Consider the following 13999-nt stretch of genomic DNA (forward strand, 5'->3'; position numbering starts at 1 on the left):
GCCCCGGTCGGCGCGCTCATGCCGAACCTGTTCTTCATGGCCGTGCTCGCCGGTGAGGAGCCGATCGACCACATCCAGAAGGACATCCTGCGCTCGGGCGACGACATCCACCCGATCATGCGCGGCGTGATGGCGATCCACGTGGCCGAGGAAGCTCGCCACATCTCCTTCGCCCACGAGTTCCTGAAGAAGAACGTGCCCGCCCAGCCGGCGCTCAACAAGGCTGTGCTCTCGATCGCCATGCCGATCGTGATGTTCATCCTCGGTCGCGCCATCGCGACGCCGCCGAAGACGTTCTTCAAGCAGTTCGACATGCCCGCCGAGGTGCGTAAGGACCTGTTCTACGGTTCCAAGGAATCCAAGCGGACCTTCGCCGACTACTACGTCGACGTGCGCGCGTTGGCCGAGGAGATCGGTTTGATGAACCCGGTCGCGCGCAAGGTGTGGAAGCTGCTCGGGATCGACGGCCCGTCCAGCCGGTACCGTTCGGAGCCTAAGCGCTCCGCGAAGCACGCCGACTGATTCGAAGGGTCGGCAGGGATAGCAGTGGCCCGGTACCCCGTTCGGGGGTACCGGGCCACTGCCATAGCAAGAGTCAGGCCGCGACCGCGCGTTTGTCGTCGGCGGTCTGTGCCCGCAGGTTGTTCAACAGTCTGGTGAGCTTGCGCGACACGCTCATCTGGGAGACGCCGAGTCGTTCGGCGATCTCACCTTGCGAGAGGGTGTCGTAGAACCGCCAGATCAGCAGCTGCTGGTCCTCCGAAGACAGTTGCGCGAGTAGGGGTGCGACGGTGATCGTGTCTTCGGTGAGGCGGTAATGCGGGTCTTCGGCGCCGAAGGTCTCGGCCACGGTCATGCCGGGGTCGCCGTCGTTGTCGCGGGCCGGGGTGTCGAGACTGCGCGTCTGGAACGCGTTGGCCGCGACCAGGGTTCGGGCGATGTCGGTGACCGGAACATCGAGTTCGGTGGCGAGTTCCTGAGCGGTGGGAGCGCGCTGGAGCCGACGGCTCAGCTCTTCGGTCGCCGCCCTGACCTTGCCCTGCAATTCCTTCTCGCGACGCGGCACGTGCACCGGCCAGATGTGGTCGCGGAAGTGCCTGCGTACCTCACCCATGATGGTGGGGACAGCGAAGCCCAGGAACGGTGACCCGGTGGTGACGTCGTAGCGGTCGACCGCCATGACCACGCCCAGGCGCGCGGTCTGGAGCAGGTCCTCGAAAACCTCACCGCGCCCGGCGTATTTGCGCGCGATGTGCTCGGCGAGCGGGAGGCAGATCTCGATGATCTCCTCGCGCAGGGCTTCGTGTTCGGGGCTCCCGGGATCGGTCAGCCCCAACTGCTCGAACAAGGGTTCGGCATGTTCATAGGTGGTGCGGGCGGCGGTGGTGGTGGACATACGGATCAGCTCCTGGCGTTCGACGTGCTCAACGGTGGGAGGAGGTGAACTACAGGGCGTTCAAGCCCAGCATTTTCGAGGACAACATCATCGCCGCACCCAAGCTGACGGCGCCGAAGAGGGCGGCAGGCAGCGACCCCGTCAGGGCGGCCAGACCGAACAGAAAGAACACGCAGGTGACCAACACAATCGCTGCGCTGGTCAGATCCGCGCTCGGAGCGCTCGGCGCCCGATGATCTGAGTCGGTCATAGCTCCAAGGTTGACCACCGCGGAGCGGATTAAACCGGAATCATCTGAAAAATTCGTACGGCAAGACGGATCGGCGAACACGTAGCTGAGCGTGCCGCATCCGTTCGTCACCGACGGATCTCGCTCTGTCCGTTGCCAGTTGGCCGTCGTCGGTCGACGAGGACTACACACTGATCCGGCCTTCGGCCCACGGTGCGTAAAGCTGCCCTTCTGCCAGTGACCGATGACGCCGTCTCACATCACTGTGGCAATCGTGCCGAGCAGGGAGCGCCGCCGGACACGAACGGACAGCGCGGAGGAGGATGAGCGGACAGAGGTTGATGTCCACGACAGGAAGGCGCAGAAATGGGAAGCGACGATCCGACCGTCGAAGAACTCGCCGGCCACGAATGCTGGGCGCTACTTCGCACCGAGGAGGTAGGGCGCCTCGCCGTGTGGGTGGACGACCATCCGGAAATCTTCCCCCTCAATTACGCGGTCGATCACGGAACCATCGTGTTTCGATCCGCGCGAGGCACCAAGGTATCCGCCGCGTTGTCGGATGCGGCCGTCGCCCTGGAAGTCGACGGCTACCTCGCTTCGTCGCACGAAGCCTGGAGCGTGGTGATCAAGGGACGTGCCGAAGCGGTCCGCGAGATAGCGGAGTTGATGGATACCGTCGATATCCCGCTCTTTCCATGGCAGGGCGGGACGAAGAATGTCTTCATCCGGCTCGTGCCCACCATGGTGACCGGGCGTCGGTTTCCTGTTGTCGACCCGGCCGCCTGGCTGACTCCCTTCTCGAATGTGCGACGGTCTCCTCCCGAGTAATTACACTGCTCCCATGGCTGTCGGCTGGATCGTCGTCCTGGTCATCGCCATCGTGACGGTGACACTTGCGGTCATCATGCTCATCGCCCGATTCACCCTGCGCGCCGTTCGCCGAACAGCCGAGACGGCCATCGCGGAGAACTTCGCCCCCGGAGAAGCCGTGCGCAGCGACCCCGTCGCCAATTACTTCGGCCGAGCCTCGAAAGGCGGGCGGCAGGTGCGCGGCAACGGCGCGCTCGTACTGACCGAGACGCGACTGTGGTTTCGCAGAGCGGGATCGGACGAGCCACTGCAGATTCCACTCGCTTCGATCACATCAGTGGACCTGGTGAGCTCCCACGCGGGCACCACGATCGGTCGCCCGCTGATCAGCGTGAGCTTCGACGATGACAGCGCCGCGTGGTACGTGCGCGATCCGAGACAGTGGCGCGACGACATCCTGGTCAGGTGCCCGACAGCTACCGACAGGTGAGTCGACCACCGCACAGCGCGGACCGCCTCACAGGCGATCGCGATGGTCTACGGATACCCCACCTTCCTTCGGCGCGGGCGGAGCGGTCGCTACGGCCCCCGTGAGAAGCACTCCCTCGACCGAGAATACTCGGTAACATAAGCCTGCGGATCACGACTGCCTGAAAGAGTGATATACAAAACATCTCACTCTCTCTAAGCTGGTGGGAGACCGATACGGCTATCCAGGAGAAAATGTGTCTGATTCCGCAACACCCACCGTCGATGCCACTGAACTGATCGTTCGCAACCCGGCGTCCGGAGAACTGGTCGGCACCGTCGCCGTGTCGACCCCGCAGGAGGTAGCCGACGCCGCGGCCGCGCTGCGCAAGGCTCAGCCGCGGTGGGCTTCGATCAGCGCGTCCGGACGCAAGCAGTGGCTGCTCAAGCTGCAGGATTGGGTGCTCGACCACACCGACGAGCTGGCGGACTCGATTCAGGACGAGTCGGGAAAGCCCCGGGTGGAGGCCGAGGTCGAGGTCGCGTTCACCGTCGATCTCCTGGGTTACTACGCACGAAACGCCGCGAAGTTTCTCGCCGATACCGCCGTGAGCCCCCACACCCCATTGATGCGGATCAAGAAGTTGACCACCACCTACACGCCGTATCCGGTGGTCGGCATCATCACGCCGTGGAACTTTCCACTCGCCATGCCCGCTTCCGATCTCGTACCGGCGCTCGCCGCGGGTGCCGCCGTGCTGCTCAAGCCCTCGGAAGTGACCCCGCTGACCCCGCTCGCGCTCGCCCGCGGCTGGGCCGAGATCGGCGCACCGCCGGTGTTCACGGTGGTCTCCGGCGCCGGCGCCGCCGGTGCCGCGGTCGTCGAGAACGCGGATTTCATCCAGTTCACCGGCTCCGGCAACACCGGGCGCCGCATCGCCGTGGCCTGCGCGGAACGCACGCTGCCCTACAGCCTCGAGATGGGCGGCAAGGACCCGGCGATCGTGCTCGCCGACGCCGACCTCGACCGCGCGGCCAACGGCATCGCCTTCGGCGCGCTGACCAACGCCGGCCAACTGTGTGTATCGGTGGAGCGGGTGTATGTCGAAGCCCCGGTGTACGACGAGTTCGTGGACAAGCTGGTCACCCACGTCAAGTCGCTGAGGCTCGGCCGCGACGACCGCAGCGGAAACATCGATGTCGGGCCGCTGGCCAACCAGGCACAGCTCGACATCGTCACCCGCCACGTCGACGAAGCGCTCGCCCGCGGCGCCCGCGCTCTCACCGGCGGCAAAGCGACGGGCGAGGGCAACTTCTTCGAACCGACCGTGCTGGTCGACGTCGACCATTCGATGTCGTGCATCACCGAGGAGACCTTCGGTCCGACCATCCCGGTCATCAAGGTCGCCGATGCCAACGAGGCGATCCGGTTGGCCAACGACTCCGAGTACGGACTGTCCGCGTCGGTGTGGACGGGCAACAAGTCCCGTGGGCAGTCGATCGCGCGGCGATTGACCGTCGGCGCGGTGAACATCAACGACGCCACCATCAACCTGTTCAACTTCGCGCTCCCCCACGGTGGTTGGGGACAGTCCGGCACCGGATACCGATTCGGCGGCGCGGACGGCGTGCGCAAGTACTGCCGTAAACAGGCGATCACAGCACCGGCGCTGCCGACGCAGAAGTCCGAACTCGTCTGGTACCCGTACAGCCTGAAGAACTTCGGGTTCATGCGTAACGCGATGCGCGCGGCCGGTGCTCGCGGCCGACGCCGTTTCGGCAGGTGAGTGGGACTCGCCTCGGGTGGATGCGGGACACCTCCACCCGAGGCGGGCGGTGATACCCGCCCCGCGAGGGAACTAGCCGAGTCCGGGGCGGGCCTCATCAGCCGCGGCGCGCGCATCCAGCGGACGGAACCCGGGTGCGATGTGATCGCGGGCGAACCGGCGTGCTGCGGCCTCGTCGTCGAGCGGGATGACCGTCGGCTTGGTCAGCACCAGCGACAGCGCGGTGCGAGCCACCAACTCGGCAACGGGGAGCGGGTCGTAGGCGGGGAGCTTGCCCGCCTCCTGTAGGCGGGTGATGAACTCGGCCAAGAAGTCACGACCGAGCTCGATCACCGGCGCCCCACCGGTGGTGAGGTAGGGCAACACGCTGGCGGCGTCGGTGGCGAGCAGGCGGTCGAGCAGCGGGTTCTCCCGTAGGCCGAGGGCGAAGACGACGAACAGTTCGACGATCTGGTCTTCGGCGCTGGCACCCTCCTCCGCCTGCCGACGCATGGAAGCGTCGGCCTGCTCCAGCAGGTGACGCACCTGCCAGAGCCCCACCGCCTGGACGACGTCGGTCTTGCCACCGAACCGTCGGTACAGGGTCGCCAAGGACAGCCCGCCACGGCGGGCCACCTCCCCCATGCTGGTGCGCTTGATCCCGAAGTCCAGAAACGCGGCCAAGGCTCCGTTCAGGACCTCGGCGTTCTCGCGTTCGACACCGCCGTGTCCGCGAATCCGGGCCAGCAACCTGATCGACTCGGCCATATCCCATTCCCCTCAGCTGACAAGAGCCCGAACATAATGTGGTCTGCCGGTGGCCCGCAACCTCGCTGTTCTCACACCAACGGGCGCCCGAGTCGATGGCGCCGCCGCATGTCCCGGAGCAGGGCCGAGTACGGTTCGATCCGCGCGCGCACGGGTAGCAGTCCGTAAACGGCTCCGATGGCTCTGAACAGCAGCCGATGCCGGCGCTCCTGCCCGTCGGTCCACGGAAGGTAGAGCTGCGCGCGCATGGCTTCGGGCAGCAGACCGGTGACGGCGAATCGATGAAAATCGGCCAGCGCGCGCGGCCTTGGCACATTGCGCAAGCCGACCAGCTTGCGCAGGTATTCGGCGACTACATCGTCGATCTGCATGCTCGCCAGCCCGGCTTCGAAATAGCTTTCGAAAGCCGCCAGGTCGGTCGGCCACATACCGGGCTTCATCTGCAATCCGGTGCCGAACTTGGCCCCGTACTGCACGAAGACCTCCTTGGTGGCCTTGTCCAATGGCCCGTAGAGACGTTCGTGGGTGTCCATCACTCCCCAGCACAGGCAGACCGCGACCCACTTCTGCAGCTCGGGATCGAACGCGTTGTACTTCACCTCGGCGCCCGGCGCCGAACGCACGCGTCGATGCACGCTACCGACGGCCTGTCGATACACGTCGCGGTCGTCCTCGGTACCCAGCATCGCCACCGCGATGTAGGTCAGCGTGGTGCGCAGCCGCTTCCACGGATGGACATCGGCGCGGCCGGATTCGACGGTGCTCTCGACAACGCCGTACCCCACCGGCCGGTTCGCCAGCTGGACGATGACATTCGCCCCGGCCCCCGCGAAGGCGCCGATCCCGTCGAGAAATCGCTCGATGTCGAAATCCTCGACAGTGCCGTATCGACACCGCAGGACCTCGCCGAGATCGTCGACCATGACGGGATCGCTCACCGTTGAAACTTCACGCATAGTCCTGCGTCTCCTTCTTCTGAGCCACGAAGGCGCTGATATATTGAGATGATATTCGACTAATCAACTCAGGGGAACCTTTCGGCGGGTACCCGTTACGCACCGACGCCCCGTAGCGCCGAGGCGCTACGGGGCGTCGTGGTTCCCGCGGGATCTCGATCAGGCGTGTTCCTTGCGCAGCAGGTGCTTGATCACCTTGCCGCCCGCGTTGCGCGGCAGTTCATCGACGATGATCAGGTCCTTGGGGTGCTTGTACCTGGCCAGATTGGCGTCGAAATGCGGAGCGAGGGTACCGAGGGTGAGCTCGGCGTCGGACTCGGCGACGACCACCGCGATGGCGACCTCACCCCATTTGTCGTCCGCGCGCCCGATGACCGCGGCCTCGCGCACGGCGGGGTGGGCGAACAGGACGTTCTCCACTTCGGCGCAGTAGATGTTCTCACCGCCGGAGATGATCATGTCCTTCTTCCGGTCGACGACGTAGACGAACCCCTCCTCGTCTCGGCGGACGAGGTCACCGGAATGGAACCAGCCACCGTCGAACGCTTCGGCGGTCGCCTCCGGCTTGTTCCAGTACTCGCGCATCATGGTCGGGCCGCGGTAGACGATCTCGCCGATCTCGCCGGGGGCGACGTCGTTCATCTCGTCGTCGACGACGCGGGCGGCGATGGTCGGGATCGGCTGCCCCACGGAGCCGAGTTTGCGAATCGCGTCCTTGCCCTCGAGGACGCAGGTGATCGGCGACATCTCGGTCTGTCCGAAGACCGCGATGTTCAACGCGTCGGGGAACGTATCGGCCATCGCTTGCAAGACAGTGTCGGAGGCCGGGGCCGCGCCCCAGCTGATCACCCGCAGGCGCAGATCACGCTCGCGCACCGTGGGATCGGCGCACACCATCTGCCACTGCGCCGGTACCAGGAACACCGAGGTGGCCTTCTCGCGCTCCCATGCGTCGAGTACCTGACCGGTGTCGAAGGCGAGCAGCGGATGCAGGACGGTGAGCGTGCCGAGCACGAAACACGGTGCCATACTGCCCAATCCGGCGATATGGAACAGTGGAGCCGCGCAGAAGGCGACGTCCTCGGTGGTGTACTGCATCGCGCGGATACAGGTGAGCGCTTGGGCCTGCATATTGGTGTGGGTCAGGACCGCGCCCTTGGGGCTGCCGGTGGTCCCCGAGGTGTACATGATCAGCGCGGCCGAGTCCTCGCTGACGTCGACCGCGGGGTGGGGCGCACCCTCCTCGGCCAGCAGTTGCTCGTAACCCTGTGTGCCGTCACCGGTTTCGCCGCCGACGACGACGCAGGTGGTCAGCGCGTCGGTCTGCGCGCGCACCGCCGCGACGAGGGGGGCCAAGGCGGTGTCGGTCACGATCACCTCGGCGCCGCTGTCGGCGATCAGGTAGAGGATCTCGGGCGGGGTGAGCCGGAAGTTCACCGGCACCGCGATGGCGCCCAAGGTATTGATCCCGAAGACAGCCTCGAGGTATTCGGTGTTGTTGAGCATCAACACCAGGACGCGGTCACCGAAGCCGACACCGCGCCGGGCGAGCGCGTCGGCGAAGGCTTCGGATCGCTCGTGCAGCTGCCGCCAGCTCGTGTCGACCCCGCGAAAGCGCACGGCGGTGGCGTCGGGTTTGACCGTCGCGTGCAGGGCGACCTGGTTCATCCAATGGTTGCGGCGCGAACGGATCGGTTCCACGTCGAGGTTCATTCGTTTCCTTGCGGTGCGTCGGTGAATCGGGGAGCACGCTTGCCGAGCATGGCCATGGTGCCTTCGTAGAAGTCGGGTGAGACGAGCAATTCGATCTGGGCGGCTGCCTCACGGTCGAATGCCGGTTCGAGTCGGCTCAGGGACGCGGCGTTCACCGCGGCCTTGGTCAGCTCCAGTGCGCGGCGTGGCCCGGCGGCGAGGCGGGCGGCGATGGCGTTCACGTGTTGGGTCAGCTCGGCGTCGGGCACCGCCGCGGTGATCAGACCGGCCGCGGCGGCCTCGCAGGCGGGCAGCCGGTTGCCGAGCAGGGCCATCTCCATCGCGCGGGCGCGGCCCATCCCGGCGGGAACCAGAGCGGTGGCACCGCCGTCGGGCAGCAGCCCGATGGCGGTGAAAGGCAGGAGAAGATAGGTGCTTTCGGCCGCGTAGTGCAGATCGGCGGCCAGGGCCAGCGACGCGCCGACGCCCGCGGCGGGACCGTTGATCTGGGCGATGACCGGGATGGGCGCGTGGACGACCGCGCGGATCATGCGCGCGGCTTCTGCCATCACCGTCTCCGGGCTCGCCTCGTTGCCGCCGGACGCGGCGGCCGCCGCGAGATCGGCGCCCGTGCAGAACGCACGCCCCTCGCCGGTCAGCACGATCACCCGGATGGCCGAATCCGCCGCGGCGCCGGCGATGACGTCGGCCAATTCGCTCATGGTCGCGAGGTCGATCGCATTGAGCCGGGCGGGCCGATCGATGCGGATCCGCAGTACGCCGCCCGCGAGCGTGGTCTGCACCGAGTCGCTCATGAGGCCACTGCCGTCACGACCGCCCCGGCCAGCGATTCGGTGATCAGGGCCCGCGCGTCGGCCATGATGTTCGCGATCAGGTCGGCACAGGTGGGGATGTCGTGGATCAGGCCCTGGCACTGCCCGACACTCCAGATACCGGCGTCCACGTCGCCGTCCTCGTACACCTTGCGCCCGCGCGCACCGGACACGAGATCACGCACATCGTCGAAAGTGCCGCCGTTGCGCTCGATTTCGACGACCTGGCGGCTGACCGCGTTGTCGGCGACCCGCGCGGTGTTGTGCAGCGTCCGGAAGATCAGCTTGGTGTCGAGCTCGGTATTGGCCACGATCTGTTGCTTGACCACGTGCGCGATCGGCGACTCGACAGTGCACAGGAATCGTGTGCCCATATTGACCCCGTGCGCGCCGAGCGCCAGTGCCGCGACCAGTCCACGACCGTCCGCGAAACCGCCCGAGGCGATCATCGGGATCTCGATCTCCCTGGCCGCCGCGGGAATCAGCACCAGGCCCGGGGTGTCGTTCTCGCCGGGATGCCCGGCACATTCGAAGCCGTCGATGCTGATTCCGTCCACTCCGACCTGTTGCGCCTTGAGCGCGTGTTTGACGCTGGTGCACTTGTGCAGCACCTTGATGCCCGCGTCCTTGAAAAAGGGCAGGTGGGTGGCCGGGTTACCACCCGCGATCTCGACGATCTTCACCCCGCTGTCGATGATCGCCTGCCGGTATTCCGCGTAGGGCGGTGGCGTGATCGAGGGCAGGATCGTGAGGTTGACCCCGAACGGCTTGTCGGTGAGGTCGCGGGTCCGGGCGATCTCGTTGCGCAGCTCGGCCGGGGTCGGCTGAGTCAGGCCGGTGATGATGCCGAGCCCGCCCGCGTTGGACACCGCGGCGGCCAACGGGGCGCGGCCGACCCACATCATGCCGCCCTGGACGATCGGGTGCTCGACACCGAATGCCTCGGTGAATCTGGTGCGCAGCATGGAGCCTCTCTCCGCTCGGGAGTTCCGCGCCGGCCGAAGAGAAACCCTGGGGCCTCTTTGCTTCCGGCGAGAATGGTGATTAACTTAACGAGAATTGCAGTTAACTTATCCGGGTCGGGGCGGCTGTGTCAACGGCCACACTCCCGCCTCGAGCGAGTGGATCCCGCGTCCGCGCTGTCGCGCGAGCGACCTGGCTCTCATCTGACCGAGAATCGAAGGAGAACATTGCTATGGGCGTCGAATTCAGCCCGGAACAGCAGGATTTCGCGGCGGCGGTCGCCGCGTTCGCCAAGCGCGAGGCGGGTACCAGGGAAAAGCGCGACGCGCTGACCGACCACGACGCCGAGCAGCACAACGCCGGGGTCTACGCCAAGATGGCCGAGCTCGGCTGGCTCGGGCTCACGGTGCCCGAGGAGTACGGCGGCTCGGACGCGTCGATGGTCGACATGTGCATCCTGCTCGAGGAGAGCATGCGTGGCATGCTCCCCATCGGCGCGATCGGACCGACGCTGATCACCGGTGGCGCCTACGCCAAGTTCGGCACCGACGCCCACAAGGACACCGTGCTGCGCGGCATCGTGCGTGGTGCGTCGCAGTCGATCTCGATGTCGGAGCCCGAAGCCGGGTCCGACGTCGGCAACCTCAGCACCCGTGCCGAGAAGACCAACGACGGTTGGTTGATCAACGGCCAGAAGACCTGGTGTTCCAACGCCCACATCTCCGAGAACATCCTGCTCGTGGCCCGCACCGATCGCAGTGGCGGAAAGCACGAGGGCCTGACCATGTTTCATGTGCCCGCCGGCACGCCGGGGCTGAAGATCAACCCGATCGAGCTGATGGGCAACCAGAAGGAGACCAACGACCTGTACTTCACCGACTGCGTGCTCCCCGACGACGCGGTGGTCGGCGAGGTCGGCAACGGGTGGCGTCAGTTGATGACCGGGTTGAATTTCGAACGGCTCATCCTGGCCGCGATGAGCCTCGGCGCGGCCGAGCGCGCCTTCGACGACACCCTGCAGTTCATCTCCGAACGCAAGCAGTTCGGCAGGCCGATCGGAACCTTCCAGGCGCTACGACACCGAGTCGCCGACCTCGCGACCGAGATCGAGTGCACCAAGCTGCTGGTCTACAGCGTCGCCGCCGCGGTGGACGCCAACCCGACCAGGACCTTCGCCCGCGAGGCGTCGATGGCCAAGCTCAAGGCCACCGAAACGTCCAAGCAGGTGGCACTGGCCGGCATGCAGATGATGGGCGGCTACGGCTACGCGCGCGAGTTCGATATGGAAAAGCACGTCCGTGGCGCGCTGGTCTCCACCATCTTCGGTGGCACGAGCGAGATCCAGCGCGACATCATCGGCAAGACCTACGGCCTGTGACACCTCGGGCGCCCGACCGATCGGTCGGGCGCCCCGCGTGCGGGAAGACGGTTCACCGGATCCGGTCAGGACCGACCGCGGGCGGAGTTGTCGTGCGGGGGTTGCGGTGATAGTGCTCGGGGCGCAGCGTTCGGGTCTGCAGCCGATAGCTCACGACCGGGCCCGGCCAGTTGTTGGTGATCCGGCCCGCGGCGTTGCGGTACCAGCTCGAGCACAGACCCCACGGCGTACGGTCCAGCCGAGCTTGCAGCCTCACGTCGTATTCCTCGGCCACCGCACGCCGGACATCGAGGGTGTGCGCCGGCTTGCGCGACAGTTCCCGCAGCGCCTGGCGGATATAGCGGGCCTGCGATTCGATCATGTAGACGATCGAGCCGACACCCAGGTTCGTATTGGGCCCGTAGACCATGAACATATTCGGGAAGCCCGGCACCGACATGCCGTGATAGGCGCGAGCACCGCCCTGCCATTCATCCTCGAGCTCGCGTCCGTTCGCACCGCGGATCTTCATCGGCCACAGGAATTCGGTGCCCTTGAACCCGGTTCCGTAGACGATCACGTCGACCTCGTGCAACACACCGTCGGCGGTTCTCACCCCGGTCGGGGTGATCTCGGCGATCTCGATCGTCTCCACCCGCACGTTCGGCTGGGTCAGCGCCGGGAAGTAGTTGTTGGAGAACAGCCCACGCTTGCAGCCCGCCGCGTAGTCGGGCGTCAGTTTCGCGCGCAGCTGCGGGTCGGCCACCTGCTTGCGCAGATGATTCACCGCGATCCTGGTGACGAGGCCCCGGATCGCGGGGACATCGGCGATGCCCAGCGACAGGAACTCACACAGCGCCCAGACCGCGAACCGCTCGGCCAGCCGGACCGGCGGCACCGCCGCGAACATCCGGTGATGCCACGACTTGTACTCGACATCGGGCTTGGGCAGCACCCACGCCGCCGAGCGCTGGAACAGGGTCAACGCCGCCACCTGCGGCTGGATCGCGGGGACGAACTGGATCGCGCTGGCACCGGTACCGACAACGGCTACCCGCTTGCCCGTCAGGTCGACGCTGTGGTCCCACTCCGCGGAGTGGAACGCGGGTCCGGCGAACGAGCCGATACCCGCGATGGCGGGCAGCGCGGGCCGCGACAGCTGGCCGACCGCGGAAATCAGCACGTCGGCGCTCACCTCGTAACCGTCGGCGGTCCGCACCGTCCACGTCCCGCTCGCATCGTCGAACTCGGCTTCGGTCACCTCGGACTCGAACCGGATCCGCGCGAGCAGACCGTTGTCGTGCGCCACGTCGCGCAGATAGGCGTGAATATCGGACTGTCCCGAAAAACGTTTGGGCCAATCGGATTTCGGCTCATAGGAATACGAGTAGAGCGGGGAGGGAATGTCACACCCAGCGCCAGGGTAGGTGTTCTCCCGCCATACACCACCCACATCCGAGGCCCGCTCCAGGATGACGAGGTCATCGAAACCATGGCGCAGCAGTTCCATCGCCATGCCGAGTCCGCCGAACCCGGTGCCGATGATGACCGCGGACGGCGTTGTCCGAGTGCGCATAGAACTCCTCATGTCGGTGTTGTCTCCGGTCAACGGTAGGTCGCCGTCGAGGCCGCGACGAGGATGCTCGCGGACAGAAAATTGACATTTCAGGCCATACTGAGGACATGCGCGCACGGCAGGAGCCAGCGGTGGGCACGTGGGACTTTCCACGGGGCGTCGCCAGCGTCGCCGTGATGCATCGGTTCGCGGTCGAGCGCGGAGCCGCCACCACCTCGATCCTGGCCGGTACCGGCCTGTCCGTCGCCGACCTGGACTCCGCCGACCGCCAGATCGATGCCCGCACGGAACTGCTGGTGGTTCGCAATCTGCTGCGCGAACTCGCGACCCTGCCTGCCCTCGGCATCGAGGTGGGGCGTAGTTATCGCATCAGCGCCTTCGGCATCTACGGCTACGCCTGGATCACCAGTCCCACCCTCGGCGAGGCGATCTCCCTCGCGCTGAGCTATTTTCAGTTGAGCTTCGCGTTCTGCACTCCGGTCGTGGAAGTCGACGACCAGCAGATGATCGCCCGGATCCGACACGATCGGATACCTGATGACGTCCGGCAATTCCTCGTCGAACGCGACACCTTCGCGATGCATCGGGTGCTCGGTGACCTACTCGGCCGACCGGTCGATATCGACCATGCGCGGTTCACGTTCGCAGAACCCGCCTATGGGGACCATATCGCCGCGATCCTGGGCGTACACCCCCGATACGGGCAGGCCGAAACCAGCATCTCGATCACCGCCGAGACCCTGAACCAGCCACTGCCGCAGGCGAATCAGGCCACGTTGGCGCTGTGCCTGGCGCAGTGCCGGGAGCTGATCGACCGCCGGGCCGCCCGCACCGGGATCGCGGCCGATGTTCGCGACCATCTGCTGGCAGGCAGCGGTAGCGCGGGGATCGCGATACCGCCGTCGCTGGACGCGGTCGCCCACGACCTCGGCGTCACCGGCCGCACCTTACGTCGACATCTCGCCGCGGACGGGACCAGCTACCGCATCCTGCTCGACGAGGCGCGCCGCGGCCTGGCCGAGGACATGCTGGCCGCCACCGCACTCTCGGTCGAGGAGGTCGCCGCGCGGCTCGGCTACACCGAGGCAGGCCCCTTCATCCGCGCCTTCAAACGCTGGACGGCCACCACGCCGGCCGCCTACCGGCGCACCCGAGGTCGCCGCTGAGCACGACGGCCCGCCC

General features: G+C 66.4%; 14 protein-coding genes. 6 read left to right on the forward strand and 8 right to left on the reverse strand.

What is annotated here, in order from left to right:
* The coding region (locus ACFWUR_RS02255) for a diiron oxygenase (RefSeq protein WP_378900591.1) at positions 1-522 on the forward strand (522 nt) is incomplete at its 5' end.
* Between the two features lie 73 nt (positions 523-595).
* Here ACFWUR_RS02255 and ACFWUR_RS02260 read toward each other — a convergent pair.
* Both ACFWUR_RS02260 and ACFWUR_RS02265 read right to left on the reverse strand, forming a co-directional pair.
* The gene (locus ACFWUR_RS02260; protein WP_378900594.1) at positions 596-1396 is read right to left on the reverse strand and encodes a SigB/SigF/SigG family RNA polymerase sigma factor; all 801 of its coding nucleotides are present in this window, start codon (positions 1394-1396) and stop codon (positions 596-598) included.
* Between the two features lie 49 nt (positions 1397-1445).
* Positions 1446-1646, reverse strand: a complete 201-nt coding sequence (locus tag ACFWUR_RS02265) for a hypothetical protein (protein ID WP_378900597.1) — start codon at positions 1644-1646, stop codon at positions 1446-1448.
* Between the two features lie 345 nt (positions 1647-1991).
* Here ACFWUR_RS02265 and ACFWUR_RS02270 point away from each other — a divergent pair, with 345 nt between their 5' ends.
* From ACFWUR_RS02270 to ACFWUR_RS02280, 3 genes are all read left to right on the forward strand, one after another.
* A complete protein-coding gene (locus tag ACFWUR_RS02270; protein WP_378900600.1) occupies positions 1992-2456 on the forward strand; it encodes a pyridoxamine 5'-phosphate oxidase family protein in 465 nt (154 codons plus the stop codon).
* Positions 2457-2469: 13 nt separating this feature from the next.
* Positions 2470-2928 carry a hypothetical protein gene (locus ACFWUR_RS02275; protein WP_378900603.1) on the forward strand — a complete coding sequence of 153 codons (459 nt, stop codon included), beginning with the start codon at positions 2470-2472 and terminating at the stop codon, positions 2926-2928.
* A 235-nt stretch (positions 2929-3163) separates the two neighbouring features.
* Positions 3164-4693 (forward strand): aldehyde dehydrogenase family protein, encoded by a 1530-nt coding sequence (locus ACFWUR_RS02280; protein ID WP_378900605.1) that lies wholly within the window; start codon positions 3164-3166, stop codon positions 4691-4693.
* Positions 4694-4765: 72 nt separating this feature from the next.
* On the opposite strand, the gene ACFWUR_RS02285 is transcribed toward ACFWUR_RS02280, so the two are convergent.
* From ACFWUR_RS02285 to ACFWUR_RS02305, 5 genes are all read right to left on the reverse strand, one after another.
* Entirely contained in the window at positions 4766-5440 is a 675-nt protein-coding gene (locus tag ACFWUR_RS02285; RefSeq protein WP_378900608.1) for a TetR/AcrR family transcriptional regulator, read from the reverse strand.
* Positions 5441-5511: 71 nt separating this feature from the next.
* Positions 5512-6396: an oxygenase MpaB family protein gene (locus ACFWUR_RS02290; protein ID WP_378900611.1), complete on the reverse strand. Its 885-nt coding sequence runs from the start codon at positions 6394-6396 to the stop codon at positions 5512-5514.
* Between the two features lie 159 nt (positions 6397-6555).
* The gene (gene fadD5, locus ACFWUR_RS02295; RefSeq protein ID WP_378900614.1) at positions 6556-8109 is read right to left on the reverse strand and encodes a fatty-acid--CoA ligase FadD5; all 1554 of its coding nucleotides are present in this window, start codon (positions 8107-8109) and stop codon (positions 6556-6558) included.
* Positions 8106-8903 (reverse strand): enoyl-CoA hydratase, encoded by a 798-nt coding sequence (locus ACFWUR_RS02300; RefSeq protein WP_378900617.1) that lies wholly within the window; start codon positions 8901-8903, stop codon positions 8106-8108. The genes fadD5 and ACFWUR_RS02300 overlap by 4 nt, the downstream gene beginning before the upstream one ends.
* Entirely contained in the window at positions 8900-9886 is a 987-nt protein-coding gene (locus ACFWUR_RS02305) for an NAD(P)H-dependent flavin oxidoreductase (protein WP_378900620.1), read from the reverse strand. Before ACFWUR_RS02305 ends, ACFWUR_RS02300 begins: the two co-directional genes overlap by 4 nt.
* A gap of 230 nt (positions 9887-10116) precedes the next feature.
* On the opposite strand from ACFWUR_RS02305, the gene ACFWUR_RS02310 reads away from it, so the two are divergent.
* Positions 10117-11262: an acyl-CoA dehydrogenase family protein gene (locus ACFWUR_RS02310; RefSeq protein ID WP_378900623.1), complete on the forward strand. Its 1146-nt coding sequence runs from the start codon at positions 10117-10119 to the stop codon at positions 11260-11262.
* A 52-nt stretch (positions 11263-11314) separates the two neighbouring features.
* Here ACFWUR_RS02310 and ACFWUR_RS02315 read toward each other — a convergent pair whose 3' ends face one another.
* Positions 11315-12817: a flavin-containing monooxygenase gene (locus ACFWUR_RS02315; RefSeq protein WP_378900626.1), complete on the reverse strand. Its 1503-nt coding sequence runs from the start codon at positions 12815-12817 to the stop codon at positions 11315-11317.
* A gap of 131 nt (positions 12818-12948) precedes the next feature.
* On the opposite strand from ACFWUR_RS02315, the gene ACFWUR_RS02320 reads away from it, so the two are divergent.
* The gene (locus ACFWUR_RS02320) at positions 12949-13983 is read left to right on the forward strand and encodes an AraC family transcriptional regulator (RefSeq protein ID WP_378900629.1); all 1035 of its coding nucleotides are present in this window, start codon (positions 12949-12951) and stop codon (positions 13981-13983) included.
* Positions 13984-13999 lie beyond the last annotated feature (16 nt).

Source organism: Nocardia sp. NPDC058633 (assembly GCF_042717045.1).
In the GTDB taxonomy this organism is placed as follows: Bacteria; Actinomycetota; Actinomycetes; order Mycobacteriales; family Mycobacteriaceae; genus Nocardia.